Source organism: Nostocoides sp. HKS02, assembly GCF_009707485.1.
GTDB lineage: Bacteria > Actinomycetota > Actinomycetes > Actinomycetales > Dermatophilaceae > Pedococcus.
In genome coordinates this window covers 1,994,602-2,012,966 of record NZ_CP046121.1, presented here as the reverse complement: position 1 = coordinate 2,012,966, position 18,365 = coordinate 1,994,602, and the positions used below count along the sequence as shown (strand labels likewise).

General features: G+C 65.7%; 11 protein-coding genes, 1 tRNA gene and 1 pseudogene. 12 read left to right on the top strand and 1 reads right to left on the bottom strand.

Features of this window, described 5'->3' with window-relative positions; all coding sequences use genetic code 11:
- Nucleotides 1-20: 20 nt before the first annotated feature.
- A complete protein-coding gene (locus GKE56_RS09565) occupies nucleotides 21-566 on the bottom strand; it encodes a PPA1309 family protein (RefSeq protein ID WP_154685714.1) in 546 nt (181 codons plus the stop codon).
- Nucleotides 567-796: 230 nt separating this feature from the next.
- Here GKE56_RS09565 and GKE56_RS09560 point away from each other — a divergent pair, with 230 nt between their 5' ends.
- The 12 genes and pseudogenes from GKE56_RS09560 (at nucleotide 797) to GKE56_RS09505 (ending at nucleotide 18,359) form a co-directional block, all read left to right on the top strand.
- A complete protein-coding gene (locus GKE56_RS09560; protein ID WP_370518370.1) occupies nucleotides 797-3,754 on the top strand; it encodes a UPF0182 family protein in 2,958 nt (985 codons plus the stop codon).
- A 68-nt stretch (nucleotides 3,755-3,822) separates the two neighbouring features.
- Nucleotides 3,823-3,896, top strand: a tRNA-Met gene (locus GKE56_RS09555).
- A gap of 312 nt (nucleotides 3,897-4,208) precedes the next feature.
- Nucleotides 4,209-4,622 carry a hypothetical protein gene (locus tag GKE56_RS09550; protein ID WP_154684356.1) on the top strand — a complete coding sequence of 138 codons (414 nt, stop codon included), beginning with the start codon at nucleotides 4,209-4,211 and terminating at the stop codon, nucleotides 4,620-4,622.
- Nucleotides 4,619-7,018, top strand: coding sequence for a tyrosine-type recombinase/integrase (locus GKE56_RS09545; protein WP_154684355.1), 2,400 nt, complete (start codon nucleotides 4,619-4,621; stop codon nucleotides 7,016-7,018). The genes GKE56_RS09550 and GKE56_RS09545 overlap by 4 nt, the downstream gene beginning before the upstream one ends.
- Nucleotides 7,019-7,156: 138 nt before the next feature.
- Nucleotides 7,157-7,303, top strand: a pseudogene (locus GKE56_RS09540) (acyl-CoA dehydrogenase family protein); the annotation flags it as partial.
- A 506-nt stretch (nucleotides 7,304-7,809) separates the two neighbouring features.
- Complete coding sequence (locus tag GKE56_RS09535; RefSeq protein ID WP_154684354.1) at nucleotides 7,810-8,340, top strand: helix-turn-helix domain-containing protein; 531 nt, start codon at nucleotides 7,810-7,812, stop codon at nucleotides 8,338-8,340.
- The gene (locus GKE56_RS09530) at nucleotides 8,337-8,891 is read left to right on the top strand and encodes a DUF6036 family nucleotidyltransferase (RefSeq protein WP_154684353.1); all 555 of its coding nucleotides are present in this window, start codon (nucleotides 8,337-8,339) and stop codon (nucleotides 8,889-8,891) included. Before GKE56_RS09535 ends, GKE56_RS09530 begins: the two co-directional genes overlap by 4 nt.
- Nucleotides 8,892-9,263: 372 nt before the next feature.
- A complete protein-coding gene (locus GKE56_RS17450; RefSeq protein WP_230208867.1) occupies nucleotides 9,264-9,470 on the top strand; it encodes an excisionase family DNA-binding protein in 207 nt (68 codons plus the stop codon).
- Entirely contained in the window at nucleotides 9,470-12,730 is a 3,261-nt protein-coding gene (locus GKE56_RS09520; protein ID WP_154684351.1) for a helicase-related protein, read from the top strand. The genes GKE56_RS17450 and GKE56_RS09520 overlap by 1 nt, the downstream gene beginning before the upstream one ends.
- A complete protein-coding gene (locus GKE56_RS09515; RefSeq protein WP_154684350.1) occupies nucleotides 12,723-13,406 on the top strand; it encodes a DUF4391 domain-containing protein in 684 nt (227 codons plus the stop codon). Before GKE56_RS09520 ends, GKE56_RS09515 begins: the two co-directional genes overlap by 8 nt.
- A 2-nt stretch (nucleotides 13,407-13,408) precedes the next feature.
- Nucleotides 13,409-15,271 (top strand): site-specific DNA-methyltransferase, encoded by a 1,863-nt coding sequence (locus GKE56_RS09510; protein WP_154684349.1) that lies wholly within the window; start codon nucleotides 13,409-13,411, stop codon nucleotides 15,269-15,271.
- A gap of 4 nt (nucleotides 15,272-15,275) precedes the next feature.
- Nucleotides 15,276-18,359: a type III restriction-modification system endonuclease gene (locus GKE56_RS09505; RefSeq protein ID WP_154684348.1), complete on the top strand. Its 3,084-nt coding sequence runs from the start codon at nucleotides 15,276-15,278 to the stop codon at nucleotides 18,357-18,359.
- Nucleotides 18,360-18,365 lie beyond the last annotated feature (6 nt).

Sequence of the window (18,365 nt, the reverse complement as noted above, 5' to 3'; positions counted from 1 at the left end):
CGGTATGCCGCGGGGCGCGGCTACTCCTGCAGGGTTGCCTGGAGGGCGTGCACGAGGCCCGGAGCGATGTCCTCGCCCATGGCGACCTGGTCGTCGCGGTCGTGCGCCCGCTGGCGCAGCAGGCAGCGGCTCTGGCCATCGCGGGTGACGGCGACGAGCAGCCGTACGTCCTGACGCAGGGGATGGGCGGCCAGCGCGTCGACGGCCGCGTCGGGGTGCTCGGGCAGGTCCCGCTCGGCCTCCGGGGGCACGACGATCCGTTCCACCGCCAGGGCGGCGCCCACGACGGTGCCCGGCCACGCGATCCCGCCGAGCAGGGTCTCGAGGTTGGCGGTCTTGGGGAGGTTCTCCTGCTCGACCGCGCTGAGGGCGCCTGTCACCAGGTCGTGGCCCTGCAGCTGGGCGCGCAGGTGGGGCTCGCGGTCGACCAGCTCGGCCGTCGGCACCAGCGCGAACAGGCGGGGGTTCTGGTCCCACCCGGAGGCCGCGACGTGCCGCTCGGTGTCGAGGGCGGCAATGGACAGCGGGTCGGCCACGGGGCTGGAGGTCTGGCTCACGGCACCCATCGTGCCGCATCCGCGGAACAGTGCGGGAACCACAGCGAGCCTCGGTAAGTTGGTCCACTACGAGCATGCGGTCAGGTGAGTCGGCCGCGCGGCAGATCGGGCGTGGTGTGAGTTCCTCTGATTGGTTCGGCTCTGGTGGGCCCGGCGATGGCGAGCGACCGGAGGACGCGCGTCCGGCTGGCGGCGGTCGTCGGCCGCCGAACCTGCGCCTGCGCGCGGGACGGGGTCCGTTGGCCCCCACGATCGTCATCCTCGTGGTGCTCGGCTTCGTCGTCTCGCTGGCGGCCTCGGTCTGGACGGAGGTCCTCTGGTTCGACTCCGTGGGGTACGAGGGCGTCTTCGTCACCGAGCTGACCACCAAGATCGTGCTCTTCACGGTCGGGTTCCTGCTCACGGCGGGTCTGGTGGGCTCGAGCCTGGTCGTCGCCTACCGCACGCGCCCGATCTATGCCCCCGTCACCCCGCAGCAGCAGAGCCTCGACCAGTACCGCGAGGCGATCGAGCCGCTGCGCAAGCTCGCGATCATCATCGTCCCCGGCCTGCTCGGGCTGCTGACGGCCACCGGGGCAGCCGGGGAGTGGAAGACCTACCTGCTCTGGCGCAACCAGGTGCCGTTCGGCATCAAGGACCCACAGTTCCACCTCGACCTGTCGTTCTTCGTCTTCACGCTGCCGTGGATCCGGTTCCTGCTCGGCTTCCTCACCATGGTGTTGGTCATGGCGTTGGTCGCCGCAGCGTTCACGCACTACGTCTACGGCGGGCTCCAGCTGCAGGTCCGGGCCGAGCGCACCACCAGGGCGGCCCGCACCCATCTCGCGGTGCTGCTCGCCGTGCTCGTGCTGGTGCGCGCGGCAAACTACTGGTTCGACCGCTACTCCCTGGCCACCAAGGACTCGCCCCTGCTGACCGGCATCGGCTACACCGACGCCCACGCGGTGATGCCGACCAAGGCGATCCTGGCGGTGGCCGCGATCATGACGGCGGGGTTGTTCGTCGCCTCGATCTGGACGCGTTCGTGGCGCCTGCCCGCCGTCGGGGTGGCGCTGCTGGTCATCACGTCGGTCGTCGTCGGCACCATCTACCCGGCCCTGGTGCAGAACTTCAAGGTCCAGCCCTCGCAGAAGACGCTGGAGCGCCCCTACATCGACCGAAGCATCAAGGCGACGCGCGCGGCATACGGCATCGACGGGGTGGACACCAGCACGTACCAGGCGACGACCAAGGCCACTGCCGGCCAGCTGCGCAACGACGCCGAGACGATCCCGGGCATCCGGCTCGTCGACCCGATCGTCGTCAGCCCGACCTTCAAGCAGCTGCAGTCGATCAAGTCGTACTACGCGTTCCCCGACGCCCTCGACGTCGACCGCTACACGATCAACGGCAAGGTCAACGACACCGTCATCGCGGTCCGCGAGCTCGACCTCAACGGTGTGCCCGCCAACCAGCGCAACTGGCTCAACGACCACACGGTCTACACCCACGGCTTCGGCGTCGTCGCGGCCTACGGCAACCAGCGTGGGGCCGACGGCCAGCCGGTGTTCTACGAGCAGAACATCCCCACCATCGGTCCGCTGCCCCAGTTCGAGCCGCGGGTGTACTTCGGCGAGCAGTCGCCCGAGTACTCCATCGTCGGCGGCGCGCCCGGCAGCCGGCCCCGCGAGTTCGACTACCCGGACAGCAGCGTGGCGGGGCAGAAGAACAACACCTACACCGGCACGGGTGGTGTCCAGCTCAGCTCGTTCGCCCGCAAGGTCGCGTACGCGATGAAGTACCACGAGCTCAACCTGATCCTGTCCGACACCGTGAACAGCGACAGCCGGCTGCTCGACCACCGCACGCCGCTCGACCGGGTGCAGCGGGTCGCGCCGTGGCTGACCCTCGACGGCAACCCCTACCCGGCGGTCGTCGGCGGCCGGATCCAGTGGATCATCGACGGGTACACCACCTCGGCGGACTACCCGTACTCCCGCCTCCAGGCCATCGACAACGCCACCTCCGACTCGGTCACCGCCAACTCCTCGGCCGTGCGCCCGATCGGCAGCGGCCAGGTCAACTACATCCGCAACTCGGTCAAGGCGACCGTGGACGCGTTCGACGGGTCGGTCAAGCTCTATTCTTGGGACAACCAGGACCCGCTGCTCAAGGCCTGGAGCAAGGCGTTCTCCAACACGGTGCTCCCGATGAGCGACATCAGTGCCGACCTCATGTCCCACCTGCGGTACCCGGAGGACCTGTTCAAGGTCCAGCGCACGATGCTGGCCCGCTACCACGTCACCGACGCCGACTCGTTCTACGGCGGGCAGGACTTCTGGCGGGTGCCGAACGACCCGGCCCAGGAGGACCGCGTCGTCATGCAGCCGCCGTACTACCTCACGCTGGCGATGCCGGACCAGGAGAAGCCGACCTTCTCGCTGACCTCCACGTTCATGCCGGCCGGCGACCGCGAGGTGCTCTCGGGGTTCCTGGCGGTGGACTCGAACGCGGGCACCCAGGCCGGCGCCCGGCTCGACGACTACGGCAAGCTCCGGCTGCTCGTGCTCCCGCGCGACACCACGGTCAAGGGGCCCGGTCAGGTCGAGAACGACGTCGCCTCGTCCAACCAGACGTCCGCGGCGTTCACGTTGACCCTCAACCAGTTCCTGAACCAGAGCCGCCAGCAGGGCTCCAAGGTCACGCTGGGCAACCTGCTCACCCTGCCCGTCGGCGGGGGACTGCTCTACGTGCAACCCATCTACGTCAGCGCCCAGGGGTCGTCGGCCTACCCGCTCTCGCGCGCGACCATCGCGGCGTTCGGTGACAAGCTCGCCTGGTCGGACACGCTCGACGGCGCCCTCTCTGGCCTCTTCGGCGGAAACTCCGGTGCGACCACGGGTGACTCCGGGTCGGGCGCGCCGCCGCCGACCACCGGCACCGGCGGGGGCACCGGCCCCACGTCGCCGAGCGCCGCCGCGGCCCTCACCAAGGCGCTCGCCGACATCCAGGCCGCGTATGCCGCCGGGCAGACCGCCCTGCGCAACGGCGACTTTGCGGCCTACGGGGCGGCGCAGAAGCAGCTCGACGACGCCATCCGGCGGGCGGTCGCGGCGGCCCCCAAGGGCGGCAGCGTCAGCGTGACGCCGACGCCGAGCCCGTCCGGGGCTGCCACCCCGTCGTCCACCGCCACACCGTCACCTTCGTCCACCAAGTAGGGCGCCCTGAGGGCCGTCGCAGCCGATTTGGACGTGGCGACGCGCTCCCGTAAGGTGGTGTTCACCGACGCGGGGTGGAGCAGCTCGGTAGCTCGCCGGGCTCATAACCCGGAGGTCGCAGGTTCAAATCCTGCCCCCGCTACAACGCAACACTGCGACTCAAGTGTTGACGATCAGCCCCCCAGGCTCGCCTGGGGGGCTGATCGCGTTCCCGGGCGCGCCCCAGCCTTCTCCTGACACCACTTCTGCCCCGGCAGGTGCCGGGCGCCTGCCATGGCATCTGCCGGCTGCCAGCCCGGCGCCACCCCCGCCGCCGTGCGGCGGAGCGGCCTGCCCGCCGCGCGGCGGGGTGGCACGGGTGTCGCATCTGTGGGGCGACTGCGCTCCCCGGGCGACCGCGGACCGGTTCGGTGCACACGCGGCCAACCAGGCCGCCGCACCACGGAGCACCCCAATGTCACCACAACTCCCCGCAGGCCAGGACTGGGTCCTGCGCGCCGACATGGCCGCCCTCATCCGCAAGAGCGAGGACACCGTCCGCCGGCTCGTCACCAAGCACGAGCTGGCCACCCGCACCGATGACAAGGGCCGCGTCCTGGTCCGCGTCGACGACTTCGTCACCCTGGGCCACCTGCGCCACGAGGACCTCACCGCAGGCCTCACCCCGGCCGAGTCCGCCCAGGTGCTGCGCGCCCGCGAGTCCGTGACCGCCCTGCGCGTCCAGATTGCCGAGCTCACCGGCCGGCTTGCGGCCGCCGAAGGACTCAGCGACACCCTGCGCGAGCAGCTCGCGCAGAAGGACCGGCAGATCGCCAAGCAGGGCGACCTGCTCAGCCGCCTCATCGGCCAGATCGCGGGTGCGGCATGAGTGCCGCGGCCCGCCGCCACCTCGACCTGGTCCCCGCCGCGCCGCAGCCCACGGACCTCGACCGGGTCTCCGCACTCGCCGACCGCCCGGCCCTCATGCGCCTGTGCGCCGGCGAGCCGCTCGTCCTGACCCAGCAGGAGTGCAACCTCGTCGAGCTGCTGAACACCTTCGAGCAGCTCACCGCCCCGCTCCTGGACCCCAACGTCGACCCCGACCAGTACCGCCTCGCCGAGGTGGCGCTCGAGCACCTCACCTCCCACCACGGCACGAACCGTCAAGCCAAGGGTGACCGCGTCAAGTCCGTCAGCAGCACCCACCACCGGTACCTGCTGCCCTTCCTGATCGAGCTCGACGCCACCCGACCCCAGGACCACCGCGGCGCGGCAGACCTGCGGATCACCCACCTGGAGGCTCTGCCGCGGGTGCTGGCCGGCGACCTGCCGCTGCCCGCCGCGACGGTCGCGGCGGACCGGCTGGGCCACAAGCTCAGCATCATCCGCGTCTTCCTCACCCTGGAGGACGCCGGACAGGTCGTCGACGGGGGAGACCAGGCTCTGGCGGTTGCCCTCGCGACGGGTGCCGTCCCCGTGCACCGGGACGTTCGCACCGGGCAGGACATCGTGCGCGCCACCGACCTTCGCAAGGCCGGGCTGCTCCTCGAGCCGGGCAAGGCCCACGGCATCGCCAGGAGCAGCGCCAACAACGTGCTTCGCGACCTGCGCGCGGCGATCGACCGCGCGCGTGACCACGGGGTCAACCTGCGCGGGAACTTCCACCTGGACGCGATCGAGCCGCTGCAGCACAGGCGCCAGCGACCCAAGAAGGCCAAGATCTCCACCATCCCGCTGGCCACCGTGGCCGGCACCAGCGCACATCTGCCGGTCATCGGACAGGTCGTGCTCTGGGCCGGGCGCCTGCTCGGCGCCCGTATCAGCGAGATCTACGGATACCTCGTATCGGACTTCTACCGCGACTCTGCCGGTCGACCCTGGTTGATCACCGACAAGCAGGGCGGCCGATCCGTCCTGGTCCGCGACCCCCTAACGGGCAAGTTCGTGAAGCGAGACAGCAAGGACCACCCCAAGACCCCGGCTGGGGTGCGCACCATCGCCATCCCCGAACAGCTCGCCAGCCTGTTCGACGCGCTCATCGCCGCCTTCCACACCGACCCGACGACGGGTCGCGTCGACTGGGAAGCCCGGCTCATCCCCGGTCTGCAGTCCGAAGACTCCAGCGGCCAGTCCGCTTTCCGGACCTGGCTCAAAACGGCCCAAGAGGCGCTCGGGACCACCTTCGACCCCCATGACCTGCGCCGCGCGCTGATCACCGAACTCAGGGACGCGGGAATCGCCGAGCGCGTCATCAACCACTACACCGGTCACGAGCCGGCGAAGGCCACCGTGGCTGACGGGTACGACCTCGGCCCGGGCTCCGACCTGTTGCTGCACCTCGCGGAGGTTCTTCAGGACCACATTCGTGACCAGCTCGGCACCGACGACCTGCGCGCCCCGACCGCGCTCCGCGAGACCTGGGGGACAGGTACCCGGCGCCACGCAGAAGGCGCACGCATCGACCAGCACCTCGTCGACACGGGATGGCGGGCCGTGACCACCGTCCCCGGGGCGGGACGCGAGCTCTCGGTGAAGCAGGTCGCCGACCGCATCGGCAGGGCCGTCAGCTTCACCCGACGTCTGATGCGGGAGGGAAAGATTGGCTCGCACACCACCCGGTGGGGGACACGCGAGGTCTGGGTGGCCTACGAACGGGACGTCGAACGGTTCCTCGAGGCGACGGACGGCACCACGATCAGCGACCTCGCGGACGAGTTGGGCTGGAGCTACCACCAGGTGTGGCACCTGCTGCGCGTCCTCGACCTGCTCGACGCCCACCACCCGCACGGCAGCACGATCAAGCTCCCGCCGGCCACGGTGGATCGGCTGAAGGCGGAGGTGCGCCGACGTCTGCATATCGCCGAGGCCGCCGTCCCGTTGGCGGAGGCAGCCGACATGCTGAAGCTGCAGGTGGGCACCGTGGAGACCCTGGTCCGTCAGGGCCATCTCATCCTGACCGACGGGCCGAACGACACGCGCCACCGATACGTGACCCGCGTCAGCGTCGAGGCGTATCTGGGTCAGTACCCGCCGCGGTCGTCCGATGAGACGGGCCCGCAGCGCGAAGAGCAAGCGCTGCTGACGTTCACCGAGACCCGCAGGCTGCTGCAAGTCGCGCGCCCTCAGCTCTCCAGCATGATCACCACCAGGCAGGTCCGAACCGCCACGCGCCCGGGAAATCGTCACCTCTACGTCACGGCCGAAAGTGCCGTCGCGTGGGCCGAACGGGTCGGACGTCCCGCGCTCACCGAAGCGATTCGCGCCCTTACCGGCACGACCAAGTGATGCGAGAAGGCCGAGCGGGCGGCTCAGCGATCAGACGCAGGGAAGTTGCTGCGGTCTCGCGTGGTCTGACCGTCCCCTCGTAAACGGCGAAGTTGAACCGCGATGGCGACGACGGAGCTGGTCCTGACGGGCGCGAACACCGATGCCGTCCAGCTGCTCGGTGGGGCAGGGTACGGGCGGGACTTCCCGCTCGAGCGGATGATGCGCGACGCCAAGGTCACCCAGATCTACGAAGGCACCAACCAGATCCAGCGCGTCGTAATGGCACGTCAGCTCTTCAAGTAGTCGTCGGACGGCATTTCCGCACGTCAGTACAACTGTAGTTGTTGAGACAGACACATGTCAGGGGTGGCGGTGGTCAGGGACAGGCAGCACGCTGCTGCATGGACCGGCACCACGCGGCACCCCCTGTGTGACACCTGTGTGACAGTGGTCGGCTGGTGGACGCTGCGTGGTCAGGGCGTGAGGGCCCGCCTTGGCGACGACCTACCGGAACCGGGTTCGAGGACGTTGCGCTCGGCAATGAGCAGGTCGTTACGGAAAGCGAGGACGCTCAACCTCCGGCCACCACGCCGCCTTGGGGCGTGTCTGTCTGCTGTCCACCTGTTGAGAGTGATCGCACCGGTCCGCGAGGCGCGGAACGCCCATGAGCCGTCGGCACAGGTTCGACAGCGTTGCGACGACTGGTGTCACGGTCGAGGCTGGGCAGTGAGAGGATTTGCAAACACCAAAAACACAACTGACGTGCTCACTACTTGCGTTTTTGGTGTTTAGAGCGCACCATGGATGGCATGAGGTTGGCAGACGTGCAGCACGCGACGGCGGCGGAGAGCGACGAGCTCCTAACTACCGGCGAAGTGGCGCGCCTGCTGTCGAGCTCACGCCAGCATGTGGTCGACCTGTGCAACGACGGCGCGCTGCCGTTCCAGACCGTGGGCCGGCACCGGCGGGTACGACGTCGTGACGTGGAGGCGCTGCGGAACCGGACCTTGCCGACCAGTCGAGACCAGCGACGCAGCCAGTGGCTGAACATGGCGGTGGCGGGCAAGCTCGTCACCGACCCGCAGGACGTGGTCGCTCGCGCGAAGAAGAACCTCGACAAGCTGCAGGGCAAGCACACCCGCGGACAGGGCGCGTACTGGCTGGCACGGTGGCGTGAGGTGCTGGACGGCCCAGTGGATCAGGTCCTGGAGGTGCTGACGTCGCCGACCCCGTGGGCGCGTGAGATGCGGCAGAACTCCCCGTTCGCGGGCGTGCTGACCCCCGACGAGCGGATGCATGTCCTGGAGTCGTTCAAGGCGGCGGACCGGGCGGCGCGGTGAAACGTGAGGAGCTTGAGCACATCCTGCGTGCCGCTGCGACCATCGCCCGAGACGAGGACATCCGCGTCGTAGGCAGCCAGGCCATCCTGGGCAGCTTCGGGGAGGACGAGCTCCCCGAAGCTGCCCACGCCTCCATCGAGGTCGACGTCACGTTCTACGACGACCCGCACAACGACAAGTCAGACGCAGTCGACATGCACATCGGCGAAGGGTCCGCCTTCCACGAGTTGCACGGGTACTACGCCCAGGGCGTCGACATCTCGGTCGCGCACCTGCCGAACGGGTGGAAGAACCGCGTGACGGTGTACACCGGGGACGCGGCCAACGGAGCCCGCGCGCACTGTCTCGACCCGCACGACCTCGTGGTCTCGAAGCTGGTCGCCGGCCGGGATAAGGACTTCGAGTTCGCCCACGCGCTGCTCGCCCAGGGTCTGGTCGGCGCCCAGATCCTCATCGAGCGCGCCGTCCAACTACCCGATGCCCCCGAAGGGGAACGGGTGAAGGCGTGGGTCACCGGTTGGGTGAAGAAGCACCAGCCGACCGGCAGGTAACCAGTGGCGCGCCACGGACAAGCCGACGGGCCGGTGTCAGTGGCTCCGGCAACATCACCCAATGGCGCAGCGCGACACCAGCACCCACAGCGAGAGCGCCCTGTCTTCGAATCAGCCCCGACTCCTGAGGACGTGCACTCGCCTACTGTCAGCTCTGAACCGGGCCGCCTGGTACCTGCGAAAACGCGACGCGACCCACCGGCCATGGGATTTCGGGCCAGTGAGGGTGGATCTCCCGGCCGGGCACTCCGGTCTGCTCTATGGGCCGCGGCAAGCCGTGTAGACGCGCCGAGTTGCCACGACAACCCATGGAGAGAGGAGGTCAGCACAAACCAGCAAAGAACGGCCTCAATCGGCACTAGGGTTTGGCGGGTGACCGAGCCTTGGGTGTCTGCTGACGTCATCGCCGAGCATCTCGGCGTGGCCAAGGACAGCATCTACGCCTGGATTGCGAAGAAGGAAATGCCCGCCCATCGGGTCGGGCGCCTGTGGAAGTTCAAGCTCACCGAGGTCGACTACTGGGTGCGCAACAGTGGCGCCGACCAGACGGCGAAGTCCCCCACGAGTGAGGTTCGCTGATGGAGATCATCGACAACCTCAACAGGCTGCTGGGTGATGACTTCAAGGTCACACTCGCTCGCGGCTCCAAACTCCGCATAGCCGCGTCGACGTTCTCCATCTACGCCTTCGAGGCGCTTCGCAAGGAGTTGGAGGGCGTCGAGGAGCTGGAGTTCATCTTCACGGCTCCGACGTTCGTGGCTAGCCAGGCGACCGACAAGGTCAAGAAGGAGCGTCGGGAGTTCTACATACCGCAGGCCCAGCGCGAGTCCAGCCTCTATGGTTCCGAGTTTGAGATTCGGCTCCGCAACAAGCTCGCACAGCGTGCAATCGCTCGCGAATGCGCAGACTGGATCAAGCGCAAGGTCACCTTCAAGTCCAACACGACCGGCGCACCCATGCAGCAGTTCGCCGTGGTGGATGGCCGGGCCGCGTACATGCCGCTCCAGGGCTTCACCTCGGCCGACCTCGGCTACGAGCGGGGCGACGCAGTGTCCAACCTCGTCAACAAAGTCGACGAGGCCCCATTTGCGTTTGCCTACCTCCAGACCTTCGACCAGATCTGGTCGAGCCCCCAGCAGGTTGAGGATGTCACCAAGCTCGTCTACGAGCACATCGCAAGCGTGTACGCCGAGAACAGCCCGGAGCGGATCTATTTCCTGATCCTCTACAACCTCTTTTCGGAGTTCCTCGAAGACATCAGCGAGGACGTGCTACCGGATGACCTGACCGGATGGCGCGATTCGGAGATCTGGAAGAGGCTCTACAACTTCCAGCGCGACGCCGCCGTTGGCATCATCAACAAGCTGGAGACCTACAACGGCTGCATACTTGCCGACAGCGTCGGCCTGGGCAAAACCTTCACTGCGCTCGCGGTCATCAAGTACTACGAGAGCCGCAACAAGTCCGTCCTCGTGCTGGCGCCGAAGAAGCTCGAGGACAACTGGACGACCTACAACAGCCCCTACGTCACCAACCCATTCTCGGCTGACCGATTCAGCTACCACGTCCTCGCCCACACCGACCTGTCGCGCGACAGGGGCTACTCCGGGCAGCTCGACCTGAGCAAGGTGAACTGGGGCAACTTCAACCTCGTCGTCATCGACGAGTCCCACAACTTCCGCAATGCCGACTACTCCGAGGACAAGGAGAGCCGCTACCAGCGGCTCATGCGCAAGGTCATCCAGAGTGGCGTGAAGACCAAGGTCCTCATGCTGTCGGCCACCCCCGTCAACAATCGCTTCAACGACCTCAAGAACCAGCTGCAGCTTGCCTATGAAGGCGAGTCGGAGCAGCTCTCGTCAAAGCTCGACATCAACAAGTCAATCGAGCAGGTGTTCCGCGAAGCCCAGGTCGCCTTCAAGAGATGGGCCGAGCTTCCCGCCGAAGAGCGCACCGCCGACGCGATCCTGCGCATGCTGGACTTCGACTTCTTCGAGCTCTTGGACGCGGTCACCATCGCCCGTTCCCGCAAGCACATCCAGTCGTTCTACGACATCGCCGACATCGGGCCCTTCCCCAAGCGCCTTCAGCCGGAGTCGATCCGCGAACCACTCACCGACCTGCCCCAGGCGCCGACGTTCAACGAGATCTTCGAGCAGCTCCAGGTTCTCAACCTCGCTGTTTACACTCCGCTGTCCTACGTCTTCCCCAGCAAGATGCAGAAGTACGCCGACATGTATGCCGTCGAGGGCGGCACCGCACGCGGCAACCTCGGTATGGCCGGTCGAGAGCAGGGCCTCAAGACCCTGATGACAGTCAACCTTCTGAAGCGCCTGGAAAGCTCTGTCGAGGCATTCCGCATCACATTGCGCAAGGTCGAAGCCGCGGTCGACCACGCGCTGCGGGACCTGGACGACAAAGACGGCAAGATCGCCAACATCGGCGCGGCGCTTGGCGACATCGAGGCCGATGATGATGACTTCGAGGTCCCGACCGCTCCTTCGGTCGGGAAGAAGTACCAGATCGACCTCGACGACATGGACACCACGTCGTGGCGCAACGACCTGTGGCACGACCGGGAGACGATCCGCGAGCTCGTGGAAGCAATGGATCTCATCACCCCGGAGCACGACCGCAAGCTCCAGCGACTCCGGCGGGTCATCAACGAGAAGGTCGAACACCCGCTCAACGGCGAGAACAAGAAGATGCTGCTCTTCTCGGCGTTCGCCGACACAGCCCGCTACCTGTACGCAAACCTGGAGCAGACCGTCCATGTCGAAAGATCGCTCGAAATCGGCCTTGTCACTGGCTCCACTCATCCCAAGACGACCCTGGGCGACGGCTTCGACTTCCAGAAGCTCTTGACGTTTTTCTCCCCAGGCTCGAAGGACAAGGCCGTTGTGTTCCCGGACGAGCCCGGCGACATCGACCTGCTGATCGGCACCGATTGCATCTCGGAGGGGCAGAACCTTCAGGACTGCGACTATGTCGTCAACTACGACATCCACTGGAACCCGGTGCGGATCATCCAGCGCTTCGGCCGCGTCGACCGCATCGGCTCGAAGAACTCGGTGATCCAAATGGTCAACTTCTGGCCCGACATCAGCCTTGATGAGTACATCAACCTGAAGGAACGCGTCGAGAACCGCATGGTCATCGCCGACCTCGCCGCCACCGCCGACGACAACCTCCTCACCCAGGAGTCCAACGACACGAAGTTCCGCAAGGAGCAGCTCCGCCGCCTCCAGGACGAGGTGATCGAGCTGGAGGACGTCCGCACTGGCGTCTCCATCACCGACCTCGGACTCAACGACTTCCGCATGGACCTGCTCAAGTACATGGCGCAGTACGGCGACCTCGCATCCTCGCCCAAAGGTCTCCACGCAGCCGTTCCCGCCAATCCCGACCGCGGCCTTCGTCCGGGCGTGATCTTCGCGCTGCGCAGTGTCGATGAGCAGGCGAAGATCAACCGCCACAACCGCCTGCACCCGCACTACCTGATCTACCTCAACAACGACGGCAACGTCGTCACCGACCACACCGAGGTCAAGCAGCTCCTCGACCTGATTCGGGCGAGCTGCCAGGGCGCGCATGAGCCGATCCCCTCGGCGTACCACGTCTTCAACCAACTCACGAGCGAAGGTGCCGAGATGGGCGTCTACTCGGACCTCCTCAATAAGGCGATCAACTCCCTCATCGACGTCACCGAGCAGCGTGACATCGACAGTCTGTTCTCCGGCACAAAGACCACCGCGTTGCAGCAGAGTTTCGAGGGACTCGATGACTTCGAGCTGATCGCCTTCCTCGCCATTGTCGAGCCCGAACCGACCGATGACTGACCTGATCCAGTGGCCCGAGGCGGCGAAGGTCGGCCGGGTCATCCCCAAGGAGCGCCTGTACGCCGAAGCCAGCGCAGGTGGCGTGCTCAAGCAGCGGTTCGTCGACGAGGTCCAGCGCGTCCGCTGGGCCTTCAAGCTCGGCGAAGAGTCGCTGCGCCTCGCGCCCGGTGAGACCGTCACCGAGATCCAAGTCTTCGTGGTGGACCTCAAAGGCTCCAACCTCGACAACTCCGTGCTCGCCTCCATCGACAGGGCGATCCCCAGCCAGATCATCTTCGAGCTGCGCCGCGGTGACGGCCCTGGAACCCAACAGGCGATTACCGCCGCCTACAAGCGTGCCGGCGGCAGGACCAAGGGCACGGACTACTTCCGCACCGGCTGGATCGGCTCTGATCAACCGCGCATACCGCTGCCCGCCGCGCTGGACATGGACGGTCTTTACAGCCAGTTGTTGGGCCGCTTGCTCCCGCACCCCATCAGGCCGCTCGAAGAGCTGTGGGACGCCCTCCACAGAATGGAACGTATCCGCGGGCTCACCCGCGAGATCGCCGGTGTCGAGAAGAAGCTGCGCACCGAACCACAGCTCAACCGCAAGATCGAACTTCGAAGGCAGATCAAGGAACGCACCGCAGTGCTCACCGAGCTGACCGACCCCGTACCGAGCACCAAGGAATGACCGTGGACAAGCTCAAGATGCATTCGCCAGACCTCACCCAGCGCAACATCGACGCGATTGCCGATCTCTTCCCCGCGGTCGTCACCGAGACCCTCGACGCGGACGGCAACCCCCTCCGCACTATCGACTTCGACGCGCTCCGCCAAGAACTCACCGATCACGTCGTCGAAGGACCGCGGGAGCGCTACCAGCTCGACTGGCCCGGCAAGCGCGCCGCCGCCTTCGCCGCCAACGCGCCGATCGCCAAGACACTGCGGCCGGTGCGCGACGAGTCGGTCGACTTCGACACCACACGCAACCTCTTCATCGAGGGCGACAACTTGGACGCACTGAAACTTCTCCAGGAGTCGTACCTCGGTAAGGTCAAACTCATCTTCATCGACCCCCCGTACAACACTGGCCACGACTTCGTGTACGACGACGACTTCGCGGAGTCTAGTGCGGACTACCTGGAGCGATCTGGCCAATGGTCGGACGTCGGAGAGCGGCTCGTCGCGAACGCGGAGTCCAACGGGCGTTTCCACTCAGACTGGCTCAGCATGATGTACCCGCGCCTGAAGCTCGCGCGCAATCTCCTCGCCGAAGACGGAGCCATCTTCATCTCAATCGACGACAACGAGGCCGCGAACCTTCGCCGGCTCTGCGATGAAGTCTTTGGTGAGCAGAACTTCGTAGCGAACGTCGTCTGGCGTTCGAAGGACAACAGCAACAACGACGCTAAGCGGTTCTCGCTGGATCACAATCACATCCTTGTTTACGCGCGCAGTGCGGCGTGGATACCGGAACGGATCTCCGATCAGTCGAAGCAGGGGCACTTCCGGAATCCTGACAGCGACCCGAGAGGCCCGTACTTCGACGGAAACCCGCTAAACTCGCCTAACTATCGCGAGAACTTGGTCTACACGTTGACGTCGCCGCAGGGGATTGCGATCGCGCCTCCCAAGAACGGCTGGCGCTGGTCACGTGAGGCCATGCAGGAGAAGATTGCGTCGGGCGAGATTCGCTTTACACCCGACGGAACCGGCATTCGACGGCGAACCTACTTGGCCGACATGAAGGGGCTGCCACCGTCCACACTGTGGATCGACCTCGATCGCACCGGTCACAATCGTCAGGCAAAGTACGAGTTGCTCAAACTCATGCCAGAGGATGTGTTTGACACTCCGAAGCCAGTTCGACTGATTCGATTTATCCTGGAACTGGCTGCTGCGGACCGTGATTCCGTTGTTCTCGACTTCTTCGCTGGGTCGGCGTCGACGGCTGACGCAGTCATGCAGCAGAACGCTGCGGACGGAGGCTCGCGCCGCTACATCATGGTGCAGCTGCCGGAGCCGTGCGCTCCCGACAGCGAAGCTGCGAAGGCTGGCTTCGCCTCTATCGCAGACATCGCGAAGGAGCGGTTGCGCCGGAGTGGGGCGCAGATCGCTGCCGGGCTCGGCCTTGAGGCTGCAGGCTTCGACCGGGGGTTCCGCGTGCTCCGCGTGGACACAACGAACATGGCTCCTGTGCTGCACGCGCCCGACCAGACCGCGCAACCTGCCCTCGCGGACCTTGCGAACAGCGTGAAGCCCGATCGCACGCCGCAAGACCTGGTCTTCCAGGTGCTTCTCGATTGGGCCCTCGACATGAGCGAGCCAGTCGTAACCGAAGAAGTCTACGAGCGAGAGATTCTGTCGGTCGCCGATGGCGCGCTCGTCGCATGCTTCGCCGATGACATCACTTCCGCCGTCGTCAAGGAGATCGCCAGTCGGCATCCGCTGCGCGCCGTGTTCCTCGACGCGGGTTTCGCCAGCGATGCCGCGCGTATCAACGCTGAGCAGATCTTCCGCGAGGTGTCTCCCGAGACCGAGGTAAGGGCGATCTGACCCGATGAAGCTCCAGTTCAAGGTTCAGCAGTACCAGACCCACGCCGTCGATGCCGTGGTCGATGTGTTCTCCGCGCAGCCGTACGCGGACGGAGTGAAGTACCGCATCGATCCCGGCAAGGGTGCGGCACTGACGCTGCTGGAGGACGCTGGTCTGCGTAACGCGGAGATCGCGCTCACGCCGCCGCAGCTCCTGGAAAACGTCCAGCGGGTGCAGAGGGCCCGCGGGCTGGAACTGTCGAAGGATCTCAAGGACCCGGTCAAGAAGTCCGCCGCACCGATCAATCTCGACATCGAGATGGAGACCGGCACCGGGAAGACCTACGTCTACATCAAGACGATCATGGAGCTGCACAAGCGCTACGGGTGGTCGAAGTACATCGTGGTCGTGCCGTCGATCGCGATCCGCGAGGGCGTGAAGAAGTCCTTCGACATCACCGCCGAGCACTTCCAGCAACTCTACGGCACCAAGCCGCGCACGTTCATCTATAACTCATCGCGGCTGCACGAGCTGGAGCGGTTCTCCTCCGACTCCGGCGTACAGGTCATGATCATCAACATCCAGGCGTTCAACGCCACCGGCAAGGACGCCCGACGCATCTACGAGGTGCTCGACGACTTCCAGTCCCGCAAACCGATCGACGTCATCGCCGCCAACCGGCCAATCCTCATCATCGACGAGCCACAGAAGATCGAGGGCGACGCGAAGAAGCCGTCGAAGTCGCTGGAGGCGCTCGGGTTGTTCAACGCCCTGTTCGCGCTGCGCTACTCGGCGACTCACAAGATCGAGCGCACCAAGGTGCACCGGCTCGACGCCGTCGACGCGTTCAACCAGAAGCTCGTGAAGAAGATCGCGGTGCGCGGCATCACGGTCAAGCACCTGGCCGGTAGCACCGCCTACCTGTACGTGGACGGGCTCGAGGTCGGCAAGGGTGCGGAGTTCCCGAAGGCCCGCGTCGAGCTGGAGGTGCAGACCGCCCAAGGGATCAGGCGGCAGGTGAAGCGCCTGAGCCAGGGCATGAACCTGCACGACGTCTCCGGCGGCATCGAGGCGTACAAGGGCCTGTTCATCCGTGATGTCGACGCGAACCGCGACCTCATCGAGCTAAGCAACGGCGACATCATCGGCGCCGGCGAGGTGACCGAGGATGTGGCAGAAGACCAGAAGCGTCGCATCCAGATCCGCGAAGTCATCCGCGCCCACCTCGACAAGGAACGCGAACTCTTCGCGCAGGGCATCAAGACGCTGTCACTGTTCTTCATCGACGAGGTCGCCAAGTACCGCGACTACGACAGTGAGGACGCCCTCGGCGAGTACGCCCGCGTGTTTGAGGAGGAGTACGAGGCGGTGCTGGCCGACTACCTCGGCCAGTTGGACCTCGACGAAGCCGCCGAGCGGTACCGAAAGCACGTAGAAGCGATCCCGATGCGCTCGACCCACGAGGGCTACTTCTCGATCGACAAGAAGACCGGCCGCTCCATCGACGGCAAGATCGCGGCGCGTGGCGACTTCGCCGGCCAATCGGACGACGTCGACGCCTACGACCTGATCCTCAAGGACAAGGAGCGGCTGCTGTCGTTCGAAGAACCGGTGCGGTTCATCTGGTCGCACTCGGCGCTGCGTGAGGGCTGGGACAACCCGAACGTGTTCGTGATGGGCATGCTGAAGAAGAGCGACAACACCACGACGAGACGGCAGGAGATCGGTCGCGGCCTGCGGCTGTCGGTCGACCAGCATGGCGAGCGGATGGACAACCCCGTCACCGTGCACGACATCAATGAGCTGACCGTCGTGACCGACGAGTCATACACCCACTTCGTCACCGCACTCCAGAAGGAGATCATCGAGTCGCTGTCGGCCCGCCCGCGCAAGGCGAGTGTCGACTACTTCACCGGCAAGCAGTTCAAGCTCGCCGATGGGTCCACGAGCGTGCTCGCGAACGCGGTCGCGCAGGCGTTGTACAACCACCTCATCCGCAACAACTACATCGACGATGACGGCTTCGTCACCCAGGAGTACAAAGACGCCCGCGCCGACGGCACGCTCGCCGCACCCACGGCTGAGGTGCTCAAACCGGTGATGGACTTCATGTGGCCGCTCGTCGATGCGCTGTACCTCGACGTGCCGAAGCCGGTCGACGGCCGCAAGCCGAAGAAGGTGCCATTCAACGAGGCGAACTTCAAGAAGCGTGAGTTCCAGGAGTTGTGGGGCCGCATCAACCAAAAAGCCGTCTACCAGGTCGAGTTCGACTCCGAGGAGTTGATCAAGAACTGCATTCGCACCCTCGATCGGGCGCTCCAAGTGACGGTGATGCAGTACCTCGTCGAGGCCGGCAAGCAGGTCGTCGGCCTCGACGTGGAACAGCTCGAAGCCGGAACAGGGTTCAAGGTGTCGCAGACGAAGGTCGAGCACTCGGCCGTCTCGGCGGGATCGACGGTGAAGTACGACCTGCTCGGCGAGATCGCAGAGAAGACCCAGCTCACCCGCCGAACCTGCGCGGCGATCCTTACCGGCATCCAGCCAGGCACGTTCGCGAAGTTCAAGCAGAACCCCGAGCAGTTCATCACCGAGGCCGCCCGGCTCATCAACGAGCAGAAGGCCACGGTGATCGTCGAGCACCTGAGCTACGACGCACTCGCTAGCCGCTACGACTCCTCGATCTTCACCGAGAACCAGACAGCTCAAGACCTGTCGAAGGCGGGAGACAAGCTGAAGAAGAGTGTCTACGAGTACGTCGTCACCGACTCGAAGGTCGAGAGGTCATTTGTGGAGAAGCTCGACGTCAGCGACGAGGTGATCGTCTACTCGAAGCTGCCCCGTGGGTTCTTCATCCCGACACCGGTTGGCGACTACAACCCCGACTGGGCCATCGCCTTCCGCGACGACACGACGAAGATCAAGCACGTCTACTTCGTCGCCGAGACCAAGGGCTCGATGTCGACCCTTCAGCTCAAGGGCGTCGAGAACGCCAAGATTGAGTGCGCGCGAAAGTTCTTTGCCTCCCTCAACCACATGGCCGGGCGTGACTGCGTTAAGTACGACGTCGTGACCGACTACGACACACTGCTCCAACTCGTCGCCGGGTGAGCTAGT

Excerpts from the sequence above, each read along its gene's own strand:
- GKE56_RS09565 (WP_154685714.1), bottom strand. The coding sequence starts at position 566 with ATGGGTGCCGTGAGCCAGACCTCCAGCCCCGTGGCCGACCCGCTGTCC.
- GKE56_RS09550 (WP_154684356.1), top strand. The coding sequence starts at position 4,209 with ATGTCACCACAACTCCCCGCAGGCCAGGACTGGGTCCTGCGCGCCGAC.
- GKE56_RS09545 (WP_154684355.1), top strand. The coding sequence starts at position 4,619 with ATGAGTGCCGCGGCCCGCCGCCACCTCGACCTGGTCCCCGCCGCGCCG.
- GKE56_RS09520 (WP_154684351.1), top strand. The coding sequence starts at position 9,470 with ATGGAGATCATCGACAACCTCAACAGGCTGCTGGGTGATGACTTCAAG.
- GKE56_RS09515 (WP_154684350.1), top strand. The coding sequence starts at position 12,723 with ATGACTGACCTGATCCAGTGGCCCGAGGCGGCGAAGGTCGGCCGGGTC.
- GKE56_RS09535 (WP_154684354.1), top strand. The coding sequence starts at position 7,810 with ATGAGGTTGGCAGACGTGCAGCACGCGACGGCGGCGGAGAGCGACGAG.
- GKE56_RS09505 (WP_154684348.1), top strand. The coding sequence starts at position 15,276 with ATGAAGCTCCAGTTCAAGGTTCAGCAGTACCAGACCCACGCCGTCGAT.